17 protein-coding genes and 1 pseudogene are annotated in these 18,791 nt (G+C 61.6%); 11 read left to right on the forward strand and 7 right to left on the reverse strand.

Translation table 11 applies throughout. The annotated features are described in order from the left end of the window. The first annotated feature begins 187 nt into the window (after positions 1 to 187). On the forward strand, positions 188 to 931 hold the full coding sequence (locus CQ012_RS06205; RefSeq protein WP_105661631.1) for a LysM peptidoglycan-binding domain-containing protein: 744 nt from the start codon (positions 188 to 190) through the stop codon (positions 929 to 931). A 597-nt stretch (positions 932 to 1,528) separates the two neighbouring features. Continuing rightward, the gene (locus CQ012_RS17855; RefSeq protein WP_286134580.1) at positions 1,529 to 2,413 is read left to right on the forward strand and encodes a CoA transferase; all 885 of its coding nucleotides are present in this window, start codon (positions 1,529 to 1,531) and stop codon (positions 2,411 to 2,413) included. On the opposite strand, the gene CQ012_RS06215 is transcribed toward CQ012_RS17855, so the two are convergent. Continuing rightward, positions 2,410 to 3,129 (reverse strand): PaaX family transcriptional regulator, encoded by a 720-nt coding sequence (locus CQ012_RS06215; protein ID WP_146112260.1) that lies wholly within the window; start codon positions 3,127 to 3,129, stop codon positions 2,410 to 2,412. The genes CQ012_RS17855 and CQ012_RS06215 overlap by 4 nt on opposite strands. 109 nt (positions 3,130 to 3,238) lie before the next feature. Beyond that, entirely contained in the window at positions 3,239 to 4,105 is an 867-nt protein-coding gene (gene kynA / locus CQ012_RS06220) for a tryptophan 2,3-dioxygenase (protein WP_105657355.1), read from the reverse strand. Positions 4,106 to 4,257: 152 nt separating this feature from the next. Here kynA and CQ012_RS06225 point away from each other — a divergent pair, with 152 nt between their 5' ends. From CQ012_RS06225 to CQ012_RS06240, 4 genes are all read left to right on the forward strand, one after another. Continuing rightward, positions 4,258 to 4,941, forward strand: a complete 684-nt coding sequence (locus tag CQ012_RS06225) for a CE1759 family FMN reductase (RefSeq protein WP_105661633.1) — start codon at positions 4,258 to 4,260, stop codon at positions 4,939 to 4,941. A 236-nt stretch (positions 4,942 to 5,177) separates the two neighbouring features. Further along, complete coding sequence (hpaH, locus tag CQ012_RS06230; protein ID WP_105657357.1) at positions 5,178 to 5,963, forward strand: 2-oxo-hept-4-ene-1,7-dioate hydratase; 786 nt, start codon at positions 5,178 to 5,180, stop codon at positions 5,961 to 5,963. Beyond that, positions 5,948 to 6,757 carry an aldolase/citrate lyase family protein gene (locus CQ012_RS06235; RefSeq protein ID WP_105657358.1) on the forward strand — a complete coding sequence of 270 codons (810 nt, stop codon included), beginning with the start codon at positions 5,948 to 5,950 and terminating at the stop codon, positions 6,755 to 6,757. The genes hpaH and CQ012_RS06235 overlap by 16 nt, the downstream gene beginning before the upstream one ends. Positions 6,758 to 6,840: 83 nt before the next feature. Further along, positions 6,841 to 8,151 (forward strand): cell division protein PerM, encoded by a 1,311-nt coding sequence (locus CQ012_RS06240; protein WP_286134581.1) that lies wholly within the window; start codon positions 6,841 to 6,843, stop codon positions 8,149 to 8,151. An 18-nt stretch (positions 8,152 to 8,169) separates the two neighbouring features. Here CQ012_RS06240 and CQ012_RS06245 read toward each other — a convergent pair whose 3' ends face one another. Then, positions 8,170 to 8,808 (reverse strand): hypothetical protein, encoded by a 639-nt coding sequence (locus CQ012_RS06245; protein WP_105661634.1) that lies wholly within the window; start codon positions 8,806 to 8,808, stop codon positions 8,170 to 8,172. Between the two features lie 105 nt (positions 8,809 to 8,913). Beyond that, entirely contained in the window at positions 8,914 to 9,444 is a 531-nt protein-coding gene (locus tag CQ012_RS06250) for a DinB family protein (protein ID WP_181149021.1), read from the reverse strand. A gap of 148 nt (positions 9,445 to 9,592) precedes the next feature. On the opposite strand from CQ012_RS06250, the gene purN reads away from it, so the two are divergent. The 3 genes and pseudogenes from purN to CQ012_RS17995 all read left to right on the forward strand — a co-directional run. Then, entirely contained in the window at positions 9,593 to 10,162 is a 570-nt protein-coding gene (gene purN / locus CQ012_RS06255) for a phosphoribosylglycinamide formyltransferase (protein ID WP_105661636.1), read from the forward strand. 32 nt (positions 10,163 to 10,194) lie between these two features. Beyond that, the gene (locus CQ012_RS06260) at positions 10,195 to 11,709 is read left to right on the forward strand and encodes an SDR family NAD(P)-dependent oxidoreductase (RefSeq protein WP_105661637.1); all 1,515 of its coding nucleotides are present in this window, start codon (positions 10,195 to 10,197) and stop codon (positions 11,707 to 11,709) included. Positions 11,710 to 11,738: 29 nt separating this feature from the next. Next, positions 11,739 to 11,819 (forward strand): annotated as a pseudogene (locus CQ012_RS17995) (hypothetical protein); the annotation flags it as partial. Positions 11,820 to 11,904: 85 nt separating this feature from the next. On the opposite strand, the gene CQ012_RS06265 reads toward CQ012_RS17995, so the two are convergent. Both CQ012_RS06265 and CQ012_RS06270 read right to left on the reverse strand, forming a co-directional pair. Further along, positions 11,905 to 14,925 (reverse strand): alpha-mannosidase, encoded by a 3,021-nt coding sequence (locus tag CQ012_RS06265; RefSeq protein WP_105661638.1) that lies wholly within the window; start codon positions 14,923 to 14,925, stop codon positions 11,905 to 11,907. 108 nt (positions 14,926 to 15,033) lie between these two features. Next, positions 15,034 to 15,702, reverse strand: a complete 669-nt coding sequence (locus tag CQ012_RS06270) for a histidine phosphatase family protein (protein ID WP_105661639.1) — start codon at positions 15,700 to 15,702, stop codon at positions 15,034 to 15,036. Positions 15,703 to 15,909: 207 nt separating this feature from the next. Between CQ012_RS06270 and CQ012_RS06275 the strand changes: the two genes are divergently transcribed. Continuing rightward, the gene (locus CQ012_RS06275) at positions 15,910 to 16,479 is read left to right on the forward strand and encodes a TetR/AcrR family transcriptional regulator (protein ID WP_105657365.1); all 570 of its coding nucleotides are present in this window, start codon (positions 15,910 to 15,912) and stop codon (positions 16,477 to 16,479) included. Positions 16,480 to 16,528: 49 nt separating this feature from the next. Here the strand turns inward: CQ012_RS06275 and CQ012_RS06280 are convergent, their stop codons facing one another. Continuing rightward, a complete protein-coding gene (locus tag CQ012_RS06280; protein ID WP_105661640.1) occupies positions 16,529 to 17,866 on the reverse strand; it encodes an MFS transporter in 1,338 nt (445 codons plus the stop codon). 187 nt (positions 17,867 to 18,053) lie between these two features. On the opposite strand from CQ012_RS06280, the gene CQ012_RS06285 reads away from it, so the two are divergent. After that, positions 18,054 to 18,791: a hypothetical protein gene (locus CQ012_RS06285; protein WP_146112913.1), complete on the forward strand. Its 738-nt coding sequence runs from the start codon at positions 18,054 to 18,056 to the stop codon at positions 18,789 to 18,791.

Here is an 18,791-nt window from a genome sequence, read left to right on the forward strand (position 1 = left end):
TGGGTTGGTGCGTTATGGTCATTCATAACGTTTCGATAACACTCGCAGTGTTATGGGGAAACAGGTACTGCCGGGACTTCCAAACCGCTCACCAGGGCAGTATTTAATCAAAGTCGAAATGCGACGCTGAGTGGTGCACGAGGATGGTCTAGGAAGACCTGAGCGCGGGAAGAGCAACTGGAGAATCATGATCCAGCAGAAGACCAAGAACTTGATCCGCCGCGGTGGAGCCTCGCTGGCCGCCGTTGCAGTTGCCGGCACCGCAATCGTTGCAGCTTCCGCACCAGCTAATGCCGCAGGCACCTGGGACAAGCTGGCTCAGTGCGAGTCCGGTGGCAACTGGTCCATCAACACCGGCAACGGCTACTACGGTGGCCTGCAGTTCTCGCTGTCCACTTGGAAGGCGTTTGGCGGTTCGGGCATGCCTCACCAGGCTTCGAAGGCCGAGCAGATTCGCGTTGCAACCAAGGTCCAGGCATCCCAGGGTTGGGGCGCATGGCCAGCATGTACCGCAAAGCTGGGCATTAGCGGTTCCCCTTCGGGTTCCGCGACTCCTCAGAAGCAGGCTCCTCAGCAGCAGGCAGCACCAAAGCAGCAGGCAGCACCAAAGCAGCAGGCCGCTCCTAAGCAGCAGGCGGCCCCAAAGCAGCAGGCAGCACCTAAGCAGCAGGCCGCTCCGGTCCAGAAGCAGGCTCCCAAGCAGCAGGCAGCTCCAAAGCACGCTGCTCCAGCTCCAAAGGCACCAGTGTTCAACATTGACGTGACCGATTCGGGCAAGGACTACACCGTCAAGTCCGGCGATACCTTGGCTAAGGTTGCCGACCAGCTTGGCGTCAAGGACTGGCGTGGCCTGTTCGTCTTGAATGACGATCAGCTGAGCAACCCAGACCTGATCATGGTCGGGCAGACCCTGAACGTTCCAGCGAACTAATTCCGCAGAGCTTCAGATAACCCGCGTCGCGTATTTTTTACACGACGCGGGTTTTCCGTTTTCCAACTGCCTGCATCGAAGTGGTGATTTTCCGGGTATAGGCTGAGGTTCATGCTGCATTCCGAAGATGAGCGCGTGGCCGAAGGCCATATCCTGGGTTCGGGGTTCACCGCGCACCGATTGCTCGAGACGGCAGGTGATTGCCGTGTTACGGGGCCCGCGGTTTGGTGGGCTGGTCCTTTGAACGCGGAGAAGCTCGCAGCTCGATCCGTTGGCTTGGTATGTTCCGCCCTTAATGATCTTGCCGCTGCCTCACCATGGCTCGCCACAGCGACGCCGGATATCGCAGCGGCCTTCGCGTCCTCTGCCCACTTGCGCATCGCGGGGCAGAAACCACAAGGTTTTGCTCGATATTCGGGATTCTACCGAACGGCCGACGGCTGGATCAGAACCCACGCGAATTACCCTCACCATGAACGCTCGCTCCACTCTGCATTGGGAACATCTTCGGGGATTGACATCGCCGACGCAGTGGCAAGCCTTTGTGCCCACGATGCCCAAGAACGCATTATTGCCGCTGGTGGAATAGCCGCGCAGGTGCGATCCCGTCAACAGTGGCTCAGCTCGGCAGAGGGCCAAGCGGCCGGCAGCGGGCACTGGGCTCAATTCCGCATGCGCCCAACAGGTTCGGCTCCGGTCTGGAAATTTGACCCGCGTGCAGCAATGCCCCTTCGAGGGTTGAAGGTTCTGGACCTCACACGGGTCATCGCTGGCCCCACCGCAACCAGGACGTTGGCAGCACTTGGCGCCCAGGTCTTGCGCGTGGACGGACCGCTGCTCCCCGAATTGCCTTGGCAATATGTTGATACCGGATTCGGCAAGCGCAGCACGCTGCTGGATTTGAAAAACGCAGCAGGGCAGGCGCGGATCCACGAACTGCTGCAGGATGCTGATGCCGTCCTCTTGGGCTATCGCCCCGAGGCTTTGGCCAAGGCAGGGCTTGGCGGGGATGAATTAGCCCAGCGGTACCCGCAGCTCGTTGTTGCTGAATTAGGTGCGTGGGGCTTCGAAGGACCCTGGGCCCAACGGCACGGGTTCGACAGTATCGTGCAAGCTGCCACCGGCATCTCGGAGGCTTACCGTGGTAACGGGCAATCACCGGGCGCATTGCCGGTGCAGGCTTTGGACCACGCCACTGGCTACGGGCTCGCTGCTGCCGTCATCGCTTTGGTTCGGGCGCGCAGTGTCCAAGGGCGTACCGGGTCGGTGCGATTCTCCTTGGCTCGGACCGCTCATGCGCTGTTCGCCTTCGACGCCCCGCAACAACCCGTTCAATTCGACGGTGGCGTGCGGCTGAAGCGGGTGGATAGTACTTTCGGCACCCTTGACTATGTCCCGCCGCCCTTCAGTATGGCAGGCCAGGCGCTGGACTACCCTGGTCCGCCTGCTCCGTATGGAGAAGATGAACCAGTCTGGAACTAGGAAGCCAGAAGCGAGCGTGCGAAGAGCGAGGCTGGTTCCTGGAATGCGCTGGACAGTGCCAAGAAGCGTTCCCTGCTTTCATCGCCAGGCCAGTGGGCGGGCAGCATGAACTCCGGCAAGCCGGGGTCAAGGTAGGGAAGAGCACGCCATGAATCGACCATCGTGACATACCCCCGATAAGCGCTGGACGGAGCAATGTCGCTGGAATCCAGGGAAGCGGTGCTCTCCAGGAACGCTCGATGCAACGTGCCCAGGCGCTCAAGATCCCACCACTGCCCGGCAGCCTGCTGCGGTGGTCCGGGGAAGTATGGTTTCTGGGCGGTAAAAAGCGTCGCGTGTTCCCTGGCTCCCAGGGCACTGAGCACCGCCGAGACTTCCTCTCGCAGGTACTCGGGGAAAATCCATAATCCGGAGCCGAGCATGCCGCCGCCAAGCTGCAAGAAATGCTTGCGTACCTGGTGGCGCAAGGAGCGCAAGGTCTCTGGCAGGGAGTAGGCCACCAGGCACCAGGGGTCACTGCCTGACATTTGGCGCGGGGTGAATATTCTTCTGGTGCCACGCTCGAACATCTGTTGCGCCGCGCTCGGAACGCGCAAGGTGGAAGATTGCGCTGCTTCCAGCACTTCCCGGTCAATCAGTCGGGAGATGGCGGTTTGCGCCGCAGGGACCGAAACTCCGGCAGCATGTGCCAGTTCCACTATTCGGGTGCGCGCCACCGGAGTTTTCTCATGCCGTATATAAAGGCCGGTAATCGTGCGGATAATCGATGTGGCGCTTCCGCATCTCGCCTCGAAGTCATCGAGGCTCAGAGCCGTGAGGGAGGTGCTACTTGCCAATTTCGGTACGCACCGCGAACAGCTCTGGGAAAAAGGTCAGGTCCAGGGCGCGCTTGAGGAAGTCAACGCCCGAGGAGCCACCGGTGCCGCGCTTGAATCCGATGGTGCGCTGGACAACGCGCATGTGGCGGAAGCGCCATGCCTGGAAGTTGTCCTCGACGTCTACCAGGTCCTCGCAGGCTTGGTAGAAGCCCCAGCGGGTGTCCTCGGACTCGTAGATATCCTTGAATATTGGCACCAGTGCCTCCTGGAATGCCCAAGGCTTGGTGAAGTCCCGTGAAAGCACGTCTTCGGGAATGTCGTAACCGTGGCGGGACAGGGCGGCCAGGAACACATCGTAGAGACCTGGCTCGTGAAGCAGTTTGGACAGTAGCTCGTGGGCCTTTGGATCTGCCTCGTGGACCTTGAGCATGCCTTCATGCTTGTTGCCCAGAATGAACTCCACGGCGCGGTACTGGAAGGACTGGAAACCGGAGGAGGAGCCGAGGAAGTCGCGGAACTGTGCATATTCGCGCGGCGTCAAGGTCGCCAGGACCGACCACTGCTCGGTCAGGGTCTTCTGGATGTGCTTTACACGGGCAAGGCATTTCAGGGCCTTGCCGAAGTCATCGAGGCCCAGCAGGCGGCGTGCTTCGAGGAGTTCATGGAGCATGAGCTTGAGCCACAGTTCGCTGGTCTGGTGCTGGATGATGAAGAGCATTTCATCGTGGTGCTCGGGAACGCTGACCGGATGCTGCGCTGACAGGATGCGTTCCAGATCAAGGTAGCCGCCGTAGGACATCGTGTTTTTGAAGTCAGTGCGGACGCCATCTTCAATCGCGCGCTGATTCTCGGTCTGTGGCTTCGGAGTGCTCATATGCAGATATTATCAATAAGATTGCGACCGTCACAATAGTGAAAAACCGAATTGAGCCGACGAGGCGAAAAGATCTGCCGATGCCGGGAATACGTCCGGCGCCCCCGCTGTTGATACATGCATACGCATATAAATAGTGAAAGGCAAGAACAGTGAGCAAGTCAGTAGTCGTCATCAGCGGTGGGCTGGGAACCCCATCGAGCTCCTCGCTGCTGGGCCAGCAAATCGGAGAGAATATTGCCGCGCAGCTAGCTGCCGCCGGCGTGCAAGCCGACGTGAGCAATATCGAACTGCGTGAGCATGCTGGTGAAATCACTAATAATATGCTGACCGGTTTCGCCGCCCCGGGCCTGCAAAAAGTTATCGACGCAGTGGTGAATGCCGACGTGCTCGTTGCCGTCACCCCGGTCTTCACGGCCTCGGTCTCAGGCCTCTTCAAGTCCTTCCTCGATATCCTGGACCCTAAATCGCTCAACGGCAAACCGGTCGTGCTCGCTGCCACCGCGGGAACCCAGCGGCACCAGCTCGCGGTTGACTACGCCATGCGTCCGATCTTCTCCTACCTCAGGGCGCACATCATGCCGACAACGGTTTTCGCGGCTTCGGAAGACTTCGGGGGACAGGGGTTGACCGGCACGCTGGCAGATCGCGCTCGCCGGGTTGCGCGAGAAGTCGTCCTGGCGCTGTCCCTGAACGAAGGGGAATTCTCCGCTGATGCGGATTTGGGGGATACCCGTTCCATCGCTCCCTCGGTCAGCGAATTCGCCGACCCCGATGATGAACTCTCCTCACTGCCCTTCGAAGCGTTGCTGGCAAACCTCAAATCCGGATCCTGAGTCGGCCGTTCCGCCAGGTTGCGCCCACGGCCATGCACCCGCACCGGGGCTCATGGCGGTGGGCCAAATCTTTTGCGAAAAGGAGCCCGAAGGACCACGAAAAGTCGAGCAGAATGTTAGTACGATGTGCCTTCAATCTCGAACCTCGGTACGATCAAGAACCGTGAGCTAAGTCATCTCTTCGAGATGGCGGCAGCCCCAAGAGGTTTGAACAGTAGTGAAAGGTGTAGCCGTCGATGCTATCCGAGGAAACAATCACGGCCATTGCCGATGAGCTGGTCCAGGCCGGCGAGACACGGACTCCCGTGCCGCGTCTGACCGCACGCTATCCAGAAATGACGGTAGAAGATTCCTACCGGGTCCAGAACCTGTGGCGCCAGCGCTCCGAAGCCGCTGGCCGCGTGCTGGTCGGCCGCAAGATCGGGCTGACCTCCCGCGCCATGCAGATGGCTACCGGAATCACCGAGCCTGACTACGGAATCATCTTCGATGACATGGTCTACGACTCCGGCGCGAAGCTGAAGTGGGAAGACTTCACCGGTGCCCGCGTAGAGATGGAGCTGGCCTTCAAGCTCAAGAAGGACATCGAAGGCCCGAGGGCGAACATTTTCGATGTGCTCGAAGCTACCGAATACGTCATCCCCGCTTTGGAAATCCTCGATGCCCGCGTGGAGATGGAAGGCCGCACCATTGTGGATACCATCAGCGACAACGCCGCCATGGGTGCCATGGTGATCGGCGGCAACCCGGTCAAGCCGGAGAACATCGATTTGCGTTGGGTCTCCGGGATCTTGTTCAAGAACCAGACCGTCGAAGAAACCGGTGTCGCAGCCGGTGTGCTGAACCACCCTGCCGCTGGCGTGTACTGGCTCGCCAACAAGATTGCCCCGCACGGCGACAAGCTCAAGGCCGGGGAAATCATCCTGGCCGGATCCTTCACCCGCCCGATGTGGGTCAATGCAGGGGATACCGTCTTTGCCGATTACGGACCGCTAGGAACTGTGACATGTCATTTCGAGTAGAAGCGGATCCGTCGCTGAAGGATGCGCTCAAGGACGCCGACCACTCGTTGGCAGGCATCTGGGTCTGTTCAGCTTCCCCGCTGATCGCTGAAATCTGCGCAGGTGCAGGGTTCGATTGGTTGTTCATCGATGGCGAGCATTCGCCCAACGACCTGCAGAACATTTTGGCCCAGCTGCAGGCCGTGCGCAGCTACCCGGTCGTTCCAGTGGTCCGCCCTGCGGTCAACGATCCGGTGGTGATCAAGCAGTTCCTGGACCTGGGCGTGCAGTCGCTGATCATCCCGATGGTCAATGATGCCCAGCAAGCCGCCGCTGCCGTCGCCTCCTGCCAGTACCCGCCCAAGGGCGTACGCGGTGTCGGTTCCGCCCTGGCCCGCTCGGCTCGCTGGAACCGCATCCCCGAGTACCTGACCCGCGCTGATGAGACCATCACCATCATGGTTCAAATCGAAGCGGATGAAGCGGTGCGGAACGTCGAGGAAATCGTTGCCACCGAAGGTGTTGACGGGATTTTCATCGGTCCATCGGACCTGGCCGCCTCCATGGGCGTCATCGGACAGCAGAGCCACCCGGACGTGGTCGCTGCGGTGATCAAGTCCATCAATGCCGCCAAGGCCGCAGGCAAGTATGCCGGGGTCAACGCCTTCGACCAGAAGAGCGCCCGCGAATACATGGCCGCCGGCGCGGATTACGTCGGCGTGGGTGCCGACGTGGCACTGCTGGCGCGTGCCACCGAAGCACTGGCTGCAAGCTTCAATTCCGAGGCCCAAAGCGCTGCTCCGGACAGCTATTAGCCCAGTGTTCTAGGCAACCCTTCAGGTCATCATTGCGCGTCGATCGAGGCCGGTCGGCGCCAATGATGGCAACATTGAAGATGATGAGCCGCGAAAAGAAACCCATGAAGGCAGTGATGTTGCGCCTGCGCAACGGCTGGCCAATGCCCCTGGCGTTGCAGGGGGTCTTCGAGATACTGCAATCCGTGGTCTTTTGCCTTGCCCTGATCACCCTGCCGCTGGTCGCCGTCTATTTCAGCGGAGGCTTCCTCGAAGACTCGTTTGAGGCCATCTTGCAGTTCGGCGGCCTCATTTGGCTGCTTATCCACGGCGTGCCGGTGGAGATCCTGAATCTCGGCCCCGAAGCTGACCCCAGTTCAGTGACCGGATGGGTCACGCTGATCCCGTTGGGACTATCGCTGTTGCCGTTCTTGTTCTGCTTGCGTGCAGGACGGCGCATCGCTCGCGCTTCCTACACCGACCAGCTCTGGCAAGGGCTGCTCGGCGCCTTCGTGGCCTACGGGGCCATCGGTACCGGTATCGGGTTCCTCTCCAATAACGCGCATGCGCGGGTCAATATCATCGCGGCGACCTTCATTCCGCTGATCATCGCGCTCGTGGGCCTGATCATTGGCGCGCGGCGCGAAGCAGGCTCCTGGGCTCGCCTTTTCGGTGTCGATACGGCCGCCTATATCCAGCGGATCTCACCGCATCGCCGCTGGGCCGGATCCTACGTATGGCATGTGATCGTGGCCGGGTTCCTCGGCTATGTCGCTGCCGTGGGAATCTCCGGATTGCTGCTGGCCATCAACCTGGGCGTGCACTGGACCGACGTCGCCAACGTGTCGCAGGAGCTGCGCCCCGGCCCGATCGGCTCGGCCGCGCTGACCACGGTGCAGTTGTCCTTCATCCCGAACGCAGTGTTCTGGGTCTTGTCCTGGATCAGCGGTGGCGGTTTCAGCATCGGTACCGGCAGCACCCTGTCCACCTTGGAAACCACGGTGGGTCCGCTGCCGTCGATTCCGATGCTGGCTTCCCTTCCTTCAGGAGAGATGGCCCATCAATGGCTGTTCCTGCTGATTCCCGTGGCCGCGGGCATCGTGGCCGGCTGGTACTTCTTGCGTGTGGGCGAGAACCACCTCGAAGACTGGTTTGCCCGTCGCATTCCGTTCAATGCCCTGTCGCTGGCGGCATCGACCGCGTCCTTGGCGGTCTTCACCGGCGTTGTCTGCGGGCTGCTGAGCCTGATCGGTTCCTGGCTGTCATCCGGCTCCCTGGCCATTGGGCGACTGGTAGAGATCGGCCCGAACATGTGGGCGACCGCAGGTGCCCTGGCACTGCAAATCGGTGTGGGCACCGCGATCGGCTACCTGATTGCCCCGCTGTTCGAGACCGACCCGGTACTCGAAGGCTAGAGGCTTGCCGCTGTTGGCCTAGGTCAGGCTGGCCAGGACCAGCGGATCGCCATCGGGGCGGTTGATGGTGATCGTCCCCAGCACACTGGCAGTCGACTCCTCCATCACCAGCAGCACCGAATCATTCTCGGCAACTACCTGGATATCCTCGGCTTCAAGTTCGGGATGCTTGGCGCGAAGCTCGGAGATGGAGTTCTCCACCGTCACGTCGCTGATGCCAGCCGGCATCAGGTAGGTGACGGTCTTGAAGCTGTTTTCACCGCCATCGACCTTGAGCGGAATACCGTTCTGGGCCACATAATCCATCGTCGGGCAGGTGGTCCCGGCGATCTCGTAATCGCCATCTTCTTCCACAGGCTTGGGAACGGCGATCATGCACAGCTGGCCTTCGCTGCCTACGGCAACGTAGTGCCTGCCGAAGTCCGAGGTGGCCAGCAGGTGGCGGGTTTCCGCGTCGTAGGACTCGGTATCCTCAAAGCCTTCGGGAAGCTTGTCATCATCATCCTGCGTTTGCACCAGAAGCGGCATGTATTCTTCAGCCGATGGGACTGGAGCAGCGGATTCACCGGTCTCCGGAATCCCGGCAGAACACGCGGTCAAGGACAGCAGCCCGGTGAAAGCCAGTGCAGAAATTTTCCCGAAATATGCCTTGGGCATGACTGCCTGGCTCCTTATGTAGAACTGTTTTCGCGCGTACGCCAAGAAGTCTAGCCAAAGGGCAGTGCACCTGCCATTTGGCCCCTTCGTTTGTGTCGGGCGCGCCTAGCTGGTCTGCGGAGCCAGATCCCACAGATGATGCATGACGTCATGCCAGGCATACTGATTCAGCGTTTCAATGGTAAACGCGGCACCGTTCGAGCGCAGGCCGCGGCGGGAATACTGCGCCGGGTCGATGCTCGACAGCTTCGCGGCGTAGCGGGCGGCGCTTTCGCGCAACAGCTCGGCGACCTGCCCTGCAGGCAGCGAATTGTAGTTTCCCTCATCGGCGGCCCGGTCCTGGTCCCAGTTGGGGAACGTCGGGTCATCGTGCTCAAGCATCAGGTCCAGGCGCCCGGTCATCACCTGCAGCATTTCGGCGACGTGGGCCACGTACTCCTGGTCGCTCCAGCGGGCAGGGTTCGTGCGGGTCTGCGCATCGGGGCGCGCGAGCACCTCGATGTAGCGGTCCACGCACACCGGAAGCTGGGTCATGGCATCGCCGGGCGAGATGCCGCGCACATCGACGGCGCACTGCGCGCATACCGTCTCCAGGACAACGGTCCAGTCCTTGCCGTCGGGAACTATCTGGCTCATCAGCATCTCCACTTCGAATGGAACTCTCAAGGCCAGTTTAGGGCCGGCGCGCGACAACGGTGCCGGGAAAAGGCTTGCGGATCGAAACGCCATGCAACATTGCGTCCGGGATGAAGCGCCGGCCCCGGCGAACCGTAGAATTGAATTCATGCGCATTGTGGTTTTGGTTTCAGGTACCGGTTCTAATCTCCAGGCAGTCATCGATGCAGTGGCCGACGGCCAGCTGGACAATGTCGAGATTGCGGCCGTGGGAGCGGATAAGCACGGCACCTACGGCGTGCAGCGTTCGGATGAAGCCGGAATCGAAACGTTCGTCGTGAACTTCAAGGACTACGCGGATCGCGGCGAATGGAACCATGCGCTCACCGGAAAGTGCTTGTCCTACGCCCCGGACTATGTTGTCTCCTCCGGTTTCATGCGCATCGTCGGCGAGGAATTCATCAATGCCTTCGACGGCACCTACATCAACACCCACCCTGCGCTGTTGCCGTCCTTCCCGGGCGCCCACGGCGTGCGCGATGCGCTGGCCTACGGCGTGAAGGTCACCGGCTGCACCGTGCACATTGCCGATGCCGGTGTTGATACCGGTCCGATCCTGCGCCAGGAAGCCGTGCCGATTGAAGAGCACGACACCGAGGAATCGCTGCATGAGCGCATCAAGCTCGTCGAGCGCCGCCTGCTCATTGCCACGCTCGCCGATCTCGCCAAGGGAAAATAGGGCGCTGCCCACCGCGTAAAATTGGTGGGGAGATGACTGAACCTACGCCGCTGCCTTTGCAGGCACCAGAAACCGAACTGTTTACCGAAGCAGAACTATCCGCCGCTTTGAAGGTCCTGTCGGTGGTGCACCAGCTGGATCCCGAGGATGAACGGCACATTGCCGTGCGCAGGGCCACCAGCAATATGTTCAAGGCGGCCAAGCGCTACCGCAAGTCCCAAAAGCGTGCCGAGATCAGTGCCGCGGACAGGGCAGTGATCGAGCGCACCGCCACCGGCTCGCCGCAACGGCTGGATGACGAAACCCTCGGCCTGGACCTGAGCAGTTCAACCGGAAGCGCAAGCGCCGGGGAATTCCGCAAGCCGCGTGGCTGCTACATCTGCAAGCAGCGCTACACCACCGTGGATGCCTTCCACCATTATCTTTGCCCTGACTGCGCCGCACAGGGACGCGAACGCAGAGACGCGCGCGCGGACCTGAGCGGCAAGCGCGCCTTGCTGACCGGCGGGCGAGCCAAAATCGGCATGCACATCGCGCTGCGGCTGCTGCGCGATGGAGCCCACACCACCATCACCACGCGTTTTCCCAAGGACGCCGCACGGCGCTTCGCGGCACTGGAGGACAGTGCCGAATGGATGCACCGGCTGCGCATTGCCGGCATCGACTTGCGCGACCCGGCACAGGTCATCTCCCTGGCCGACCGCGTCGCTGCCGAAGGACCGCTCGATATCCTGATCAACAACGCCGCCCAGACCGTGCGGCGCACGGCCAACTCCTACCAGCATCTGGTCGAATCCGAGCAGCAGCCCCTGGCCGCGCAGTTGCTGCCTGGCAACGGGGGACCGGAGCTGTGGGGCGAAGCGAACCCGCCCTCCGAGCATCCCAAGGCCCTGGCCAGTGCCTTCCGCCTGGAAGAATCAGCCCTGCTGGCCCCGGCGGCATCGGAAAGCTACGATGCGCAGCAGCTGGCCGATCTGGCCATGAGGGCCGGCTCCGCATCGCTGGAACGAATCGCAGCGGGAACCGCAATCGATGCCGGGGGCTTGATCCCGGACGTGGTGACGGATAATTCCTGGACGCAGATCCTGGGTGATGTTGATGCCCTGGAAATGCTCGAAGTGCAGTTGTGCAATGTCACCGCCCCGTTCCTGCTCGCTTCGCGGCTGCGCCCGGCCTTGGCCGCCAGCGGGGCCCGGCGCAAGTACATCGTGAACGTCTCGGCGATGGAAGGCCAGTTCTCCCGCCGCTACAAGGGGGCCGGGCACCCGCACACCAATATGGCCAAGGCCTCGCTGAACATGCTCACCCGCACCAGCGCGGAAGAGATGCTGAAGACCGATCGGATCCTCATGAGCGCGGTGGACACCGGGTGGATCACCGATGAGCGCCCGCATGATGCGAAGGTCCGGAAAGTTGCCGACGGATGGCACGCCCCCTTGGACCTGATTGATGGCGCGGCCCGGGTGTACCAGCCGATCGTTGACGGGGAACGCGGCATTGACCTGTATGGCTGCTTCCTCAAGGACTATGAGCCATCGCCCTGGTAGGGGTCGGCGGAATCCTCCCCGGCTAGGACGCCAAGCCCGGTGATACCAACGGCCAGGGCGTAGGCGGGGTCTGGTATGCGGTTGCTCCGGACGGGAGACTGATCCAGTGATTCCAGCAAGCCAGGACCGTGGATTGCAGCGGGGCTGGACCTTCGCACGCCATGGCGTGCGAAGGTCCAGCCCCGGAACCCGCGGTTACCTGGCCAGGGCGAAGCGCAGGGTGCGCACTTCGAAAGCGCCCAGCTTCAGCGGCACAGCACCATCGGAAAGCTCGATGGCCTGCCCCGCCAGCTCATCTTCCAGCAGGCTCGCGGTGGCTGCAGACAAGGCCTGCGCGTTGACCAACAGGCTGCCGCTGGCACGGCGCCCCAGGGATTCATAGACCCGCACCACCAAATCGCCGGAGTGGTCCGCAGCCAGCTTCACGCTGGAAATCACCAGGCCTTCACCGGTGACCGATACCAGCGGGTCCACGCCGTGGGCGCCATGGACGACTCGCTCTGCGCTGTTGAGCAAGGCGCCGGCTTCTGTTGCCATGGCCACGTCCGCGCCGATGACCAAACCGTAGCGGTGGGCCTGCAGGCCTTGGTCGGTTTCAGGATCCGGGAAGCGCGGGGCTCGCAGCAATGACAGGCGCATGGTTGTCGTGACGGCCGCGTCCTTGGCATCGCGGGTGACATCGAATCCGTAGATGGAATCATTGACCAGTGCCGCGCCGAAGCCGGGTTCCTCGGCCAGCACGAAGCGGTGCATGGAAGTTTCGAACTTCGCCGCTTCCCAGCTGGTATTCACGTGGGTAGCGCGCTTGTGGTAGCCGAACTGGGTTTCGGCAATTGCATGCTCGGCACGGATATCCAGCGGGAAGGCGACCTTGAGGAATTTCTCTGCCTCATGCCAATCGGTACTCTGCGAGATCTGCACGGTCCGCGAGCCTGGCGCCAGCGATAGTTCCTGGACCAGCGTGGATTTGGAGAAGCTGCGGGCAATCGTGATGACCTGGCTGCCGTCCTCGCGCGATGACAGCTCCAGGCTATCGAGCTCGCGCAGATCGGTGACCTGGTTGCGGTAGTACTTGTCCACGTCCCAGGCGTCCCACATGTTCGGGAAGTCCTGGTGCAATTGCAGCAGGTTCGCTTCCTGGCCCTCGGCGATAGTTTCACGGCCGGTAGCCAGATCCACCGCGGAGGCAATCAGGCCCTGGGCATTGACCGCCACCCGGATGACCGAGTTATCCAGGATGTAGCCGCCATCGGCTGCGGTTGCCCTGACCGCGGAAACAGGAACGGCTTCCACTTCCCTGGCCTGGCCGAAGGCCAGGTTATTGCGCGTGAACGCCGCACCGTTGAATGCAATAGGGGTGGACCCTTCGCCAGCCAGCTGCTGCTGGGCGGCGCGGATCAGCGCTTCGGCCTGCTCGATGACCTGGGCGTAGCGTGCCACCACTTCGCGGTGCACCCAGGCGATGGAGGTGCCGGGCAGGATGTCATGGAACTGGTGGAGCAGCACGGTTTCCCACAGTTCGTCGAGCTGCTCGTACGGGTACTCGGCCCCGGTGCGGATGGCTGCGGTAGCCGCCCACAGTTCGGCCTCGACCAGCAGCTGCTCGGTGCGGCGGTTGCCCGACTTGGTCTGGTGCTGGCTGGTCAGCGTGGCGCGGTGCAGCTCCAGGTAGAGCTCTCCCACCCATACCGGAGGGTTGGGCAGCTCGGCCTTGGCCCGGTCGAAGAAGTCGTTCGGGTGTTCCCACCGGACTTTCGCACTGCCTTCCAGATTGGCCAGGCGCTTGGCTTTGCCGGTCATTTCCCGGGTGGTGCCGCCGCCGCCATCGCCCCAGCCGACCGGTGCGATGGAGTTGTTGGCAAGCCGGGCTTCGCGGAACTGGCGCGAGGCCTTGGCGACTTCCTCCCCGGAGAGCTGCGAGTTGTAGGTGTCCATCGACGGGAAGTGGCTGAACACGCGCGAGCCGTCGATGCCTTCCCAATCGAAGGTGTGGTGCGGGAATTTGTTCTGCTGGTTCCAGGAGATCTTCTGGGTGAAGAACCATTCGAAGCCGGCACGGCGCATCAGCTGGGGCAGGGCAGGGGAGTACCCGAAGGAATCGGGCAGCCAGACGCCCTTTGAAGCGATGCCGAATTCGTCGCGGAAGAATTTCTGGCCGTAGAGGAACTGGCGGACCAGCGATTCACCCGAGGGCATCACGGTATCGGACTCGACCCACATGCCACCCAGCGGCAGGAAGCGCCCGTCGGCAATGGCCTTCTTCACCCGATCCCAGACCTCGGGGCGATGGGTCTTGAGCCACTTGTACTGCTGGGCGCTGGACATGCCGTAGAGGAATTCTTCCTCGTCGCCCAGCAGCTCCACCATCGAGGAGCAGGTGCGGGAGACCTTGCGGATGGTTTCGCGCAGCGGCCACAGCCAGGCCGAGTCGATATGCGAGTGGCCAATCGCGGAAATCTGGTGCGCACTGTGCTCGGCTGGGGCGGCCAGGACCGCTGCCAGCTCCTTGCGGGCGGCCTGCGCGGTCTCGGTAATCCGCTGCAGGTCGAGCACGTCCAACGCGTTGTCCATGGCCTGCAGGATCTGCATCTTGCGCGGGCCGGCCGGCAGCTGCTCTTGCAGATCCAGCAGCACTTCCAGATCCAGCGACAACTCGTGTACTACGGATTCAAAGACCGCCAGGTCCATGCGGCGGGTGGTGTACAGCCGGCGCGAAGACGAGGTAAGGATATCGCCCTGCTCGGTGGGGAGGAACGGGTGGTAGTCCAGCAGCACCGGGTTGGATGCCGCTTCCAGGTACAAGTCGATGACCTCATCGCCTTCGGCCTGACCGGCAATGGGCACCCACTGGTTGCGCGGGTTGATCGCCTTGATGGTGATGCCATCGGGCCGGTAAACCAGGCCCTCGCACTGGAAGCCGGTCATGTTGATGTCAAATCCCAGATCAATCACGGCTTCCACCCGGCGTCCGGCCCAATGCGCCGGAACCTGGCCCTGCAAATGGAACCATGTGGTGCCCCAGGCCGCGCCCCACGGGGTACCAACCTCTGTGGGCTGGTAGTCCAGTGCAAGACCCTGCGCAGGAGCTACCGGCTCTCCTGGCAATTCGTGCCAGGAGAGGGCCAATGGCATGGTTTCCGAATATATCGCTGGAAGGATACGTTCGGTCAGAACGCGGCGGACGCGTCCGGTGGTCAGGGAAATGTCGTCGTGCATGAGGGCCTTCCGTTTGTGCGCTCAGCGGAAAATGAGCTCCCCTGCCAGACTACCGAAAAAATAGATGCTGAGTTGGTGCAACTCGCAATCCCCGGTGGAGCGGGGTGCTCAGGGGATGCCGTCCTCGCCGCCCGTTACGTCCTCGGTGAGAACATCGCGAACGAAGTCGCCACCGAGCGGTTCTGGATTCCACCATTCCAAGGCCCACGTTCCGCCGATGCCCAATTCCAGCAAGGAGCCACCGGTATTCTCGATATGCAGCTCTGCGGCATCGGCAGGCGCCATCTTCGTAGCCCATGCGCTGAAGACGCGAATGGCGGCACCATGGCTGAATACCGCGACCGTGCCGGAGTAGTCCTGTGCCCGGGCGATGGTTTCCAGGGCCTTGGAATATCTTTCAATGAAGTCGTAGCCGTTCGGCCCGCCGGGCATCTTCTGCTCCCAGTCGCCATGCATCCACGAATGCAGGCACATGCCGTAGGCATAGCGTGAGGCCTCGTCGGCCTGCATCTCCAAGGTCCCGGCTGAAATCTCCTCGAGGCCGTCAATGACCTGCAGCTTCTGTCCGGTGGATTCGCTCAATGGCTGGGCCGTCAGCTGCGTGCGGTTCAGCGTCGAGGCATAGATGGACTGCAGCTGCCCGCCACTGAATGCCTGCGGCAGGGCACGAGCCTGGCGATGCCCCAGCGGAGTGAGGCTGGCACCCGGGTAAGCGGTATCAAGCTGCCCGGCAACATTCGATGGGGTTTGTCCGTGCCTGATGAGCTGAAAACGCATATCCGAGGATTCCTTGGCCTTGAGGTTCTAGATCCTAGGGATAGCACGGTTTCTGGAAATGCGGAATGGCTGGGCGAGGGCGCGGGGAGCAAACTTTTCGTTCTGGAAAGTTGATTTCCGCTTCGTCAGAGCACTGCCTGTCCGCTATCGTGAAATCGTCAGGTGGCAAGTCGTGCGCCAGAATTTCCTTCAGATCGGATTCCACTCATGCGTTCAGATGCTCTTCGGCGACGTGAGAACATCCTTCGAGCAGCTCGTGAATTATTTGCAGAACACGGCGCCCAGATTGCGATGGAAACTATTGCAGAGGCCAGCGGAGTGGGCATCGGCACACTGTATCGAAACTTTGCTGACCGGAATGCGCTGGTTGAAGAAGTCACCCTCGGCACGCTTGGGGATATCCGAATCGCTTCCCAATCAGCGGTTCAGCGGCTTGAAGACGGTGACACGGACGCTTGGGAAGTTCTGCTTGGCACGCTGGTCCAGCAGAATCTCGGGGCACTGAGCGAAGCGCTCGGGCTGCAACTGCCACGGAAGATCAGCCCCCGCATTCTGGAGGTCCAGGCAGAGGCCGGCCAGTCCCTGAACTCCGCCTTGGGCTTGGCCAAGAACGCGAATTTGGTCCGCAAAGACGTAACGGAGATAGAACTGATTGCCACCATCGGGGCCATGACCCGTCCACTGCCGCGGGCCTTCAGCAAGAGCCAGCCTGGTTTGGAGAACCGCATCGTGCAGATCATGCGCGATGGCTTGCGCCCGCAAACTACGCAGGACTAGCGAATGCCAGCACCAGAAGGTGCTGGCATTCGCCGCTGGCAGATGATCCTTAATCCAAACTCATGCCGCGCGTTTCTGGAGCGAATCGCGACATGAAGACGACGGCTACCAGCACCAGCGCAGTCGCGCCGGCAAAGAGCCAGCCCAGCCCGACCACTGGCCACAGGGCCGCGAAGAGCAGGGGACCGAAGCCGGCGGCAAAGCGGGACATGGTCGAGGCCCAGCCGAAACCGCTGGCGCGCAATTCGGTAGGGTACAGCTCGGAAACGTAGGCATACAGCACGGGAATAGCGACCTGGACCACCACGCCGAAGACCAGCACCCAGGCAATCGCGGTCGCTGGGATATGCAGGTTCTGGGCTACGATCACAAGCACGATGCCTGAGATTGGCGCGGAGATCGCCAGCAGCCATTTACGGCCAACCCGCTCCACCAGCAATGCTGCCAGAACAACGCCCACCAGCCCCATCAGGGCCATCACCGCGGTAGCGAAGAACGAGGCTGACTGGGCCATTCCGGCCTCGGTCAGAATCGATGGCAACCAGGTCAAGGCCAGGTAGTAGACCAGCAAAATGGTCATGAACAGCAGCCAGCTGGTGGCGGTGATCTTCCAGGAGTACCGCCACAGCGAGGCGACCTGCTCCCACCAGCGCGGAGCCTTTTCCAATTCCACAGGTGCAATTACGTACTCGCGCTCAGCGGCCCCGGTGCGTTCCACGAGCTGGTCGATGACCGCACGGGCCTCGGCGTCGCGGCCCTTGGCTGCCAAGAACAGCGGGGATTCGGGCATGGAGCGTCGTACCAGGTACACCATGAACGCGGGCAGGATCATGACCGCCAGGATCAGCCGCCAATTATCGGCGGTGGCCATCACCCACCCCGAAACGAAGAAGGACAGTGCCGCGCCCACCGGCCACCAGCCATCCATGGCGGTGAGCACGCGTCCGCGCAGCTTGGCAGGGGTGAACTCTCCAACGAGCGCATAGTCCACCGGGATGCAGCCTCCCAGGCCGACGCCGGCCAGGAAGCGGAAGGCGACGAAGAAGCCGAAATTCGGGGACAGCGCGCCGAGGATGGTGAATAGCGAGAACATCAGAAGCGTCAGGCTGAAGGCGTTCTTGCGTCCATAGCGGTCGGCGATCCCGCCCCAGAGGAAGGCGCCCACGGCCATGCCCACCAGATTGGAAGTGCCCAGCAAGGCCGCGGTGGGACGGTCAAGCCCCCACTCTTCGGCGACCAATGGAATCAACGCGCCGTTGAGGGTCACGTCCCAGGCATCGAACATGAAGCCGAGTCCGCCGATAATGAAAATGGTGCCCTGCACCTTCCATTTGAACGGCAGCTCTTGCACGATCGATGTGCCAGAAGGCAGGGGTGCGGAAGACACAGTGGTGCACCTTTCGGTGTGCGAGCAGAAATGGTTTGTACCGCGTGAAGCATAGCCGAAAACCAGGTTCCAGGTGTAGCTCTCTACGCTTCTTCTCCCGCCACGTCAAGGCCTGTTGTCTGCGCCGGCAAGGGGGTAATCTCTGGACATGGGAGTAGATTGGACCGCTCTCGAAGAGGCTATACGGGTGACTGCCCTTCGACACGCAGCGGAAGTGATAGCTGGACACCCCGACCAGGACTTCTATGCCATTGCCTTGCATGGAGTCAGCACCGAGGAAAGCGAAAGCATCGCCATGCCGTTGCTGGCCTTGAACTCGGTGCAGGCCCTGGAACGAGATCGCCTCACGGAGTCTCGCGAGCAATTGGTGGAACGCGGTGAAGACGCCGATGAGCCTGCCGATTACGAGGACCGTCCCGATGCCGAAGGCGATGGAAGCCTTGAACCTGAAACCGTCACATTGGAAGACGATTCGCTGCTGATCACGGATTCCGATGATGAAGACGAAGACCAGCCGGATGACGAGGATTCCGACGGGGAAGATCTCGACGACGTCTTGGCCTCCTTGGAAGCGGATCTGGAAGACAGCGACGAGGAGAGCTTCTACTCGGATAAGTGGGAACCCAGCGATTGGCACTGGTCATCCATTGATTTATGCGAAGATCCCGCGGCCACGCTATGGTCCGAGGCGATGACCGGACTGGCAGCGCGTGATGGCTGGGAACCTACTATCAAGCGCTACTATCACACGCTGGTTGCGGTAGCCCGGTCGTTGCGCGAAGAGTTGGGCGAACGGACCAAGGCGGATCTCGTGGCCTATGTCGCAGATGAAGAACATGCAGAGAAACTTCTGCAGCTTTGCCTGACTGACAAGCAGCTTTCTTCATATTTCCCGCACCTTTCCTCATTGCCGGAAGGGGCTTGA

The sequence above is a fragment of the Arthrobacter sp. MYb214 genome, assembly GCF_002979865.1.
Classification (GTDB): domain Bacteria; phylum Actinomycetota; class Actinomycetes; order Actinomycetales; family Micrococcaceae; genus Glutamicibacter.

Coding starts and splice junctions, on each gene's coding strand:
- CQ012_RS06205 (WP_105661631.1), top strand. CDS start 188: ATGATCCAGCAGAAGACCAAGAACTTGATCCGCCGCGGTGGAGCCTCG.
- kynA (WP_105657355.1), bottom strand. CDS start 4,105: ATGAGCACTCCGAAGCCACAGACCGAGAATCAGCGCGCGATTGAAGAT.
- hpaH (WP_105657357.1), top strand. CDS start 5,178: ATGCTATCCGAGGAAACAATCACGGCCATTGCCGATGAGCTGGTCCAG.
- CQ012_RS06235 (WP_105657358.1), top strand. CDS start 5,948: ATGTCATTTCGAGTAGAAGCGGATCCGTCGCTGAAGGATGCGCTCAAG.
- CQ012_RS06240 (WP_286134581.1), top strand. CDS start 6,841: ATGAGCCGCGAAAAGAAACCCATGAAGGCAGTGATGTTGCGCCTGCGC.
- CQ012_RS06245 (WP_105661634.1), bottom strand. CDS start 8,808: ATGCCCAAGGCATATTTCGGGAAAATTTCTGCACTGGCTTTCACCGGG.
- CQ012_RS06250 (WP_181149021.1), bottom strand. CDS start 9,444: ATGAGCCAGATAGTTCCCGACGGCAAGGACTGGACCGTTGTCCTGGAG.
- purN (WP_105661636.1), top strand. CDS start 9,593: ATGCGCATTGTGGTTTTGGTTTCAGGTACCGGTTCTAATCTCCAGGCA.
- CQ012_RS06260 (WP_105661637.1), top strand. CDS start 10,195: ATGACTGAACCTACGCCGCTGCCTTTGCAGGCACCAGAAACCGAACTG.
- CQ012_RS06265 (WP_105661638.1), bottom strand. CDS start 14,925: ATGCACGACGACATTTCCCTGACCACCGGACGCGTCCGCCGCGTTCTG.
- CQ012_RS06270 (WP_105661639.1), bottom strand. CDS start 15,702: ATGCGTTTTCAGCTCATCAGGCACGGACAAACCCCATCGAATGTTGCC.
- CQ012_RS06275 (WP_105657365.1), top strand. CDS start 15,910: ATGCGTTCAGATGCTCTTCGGCGACGTGAGAACATCCTTCGAGCAGCT.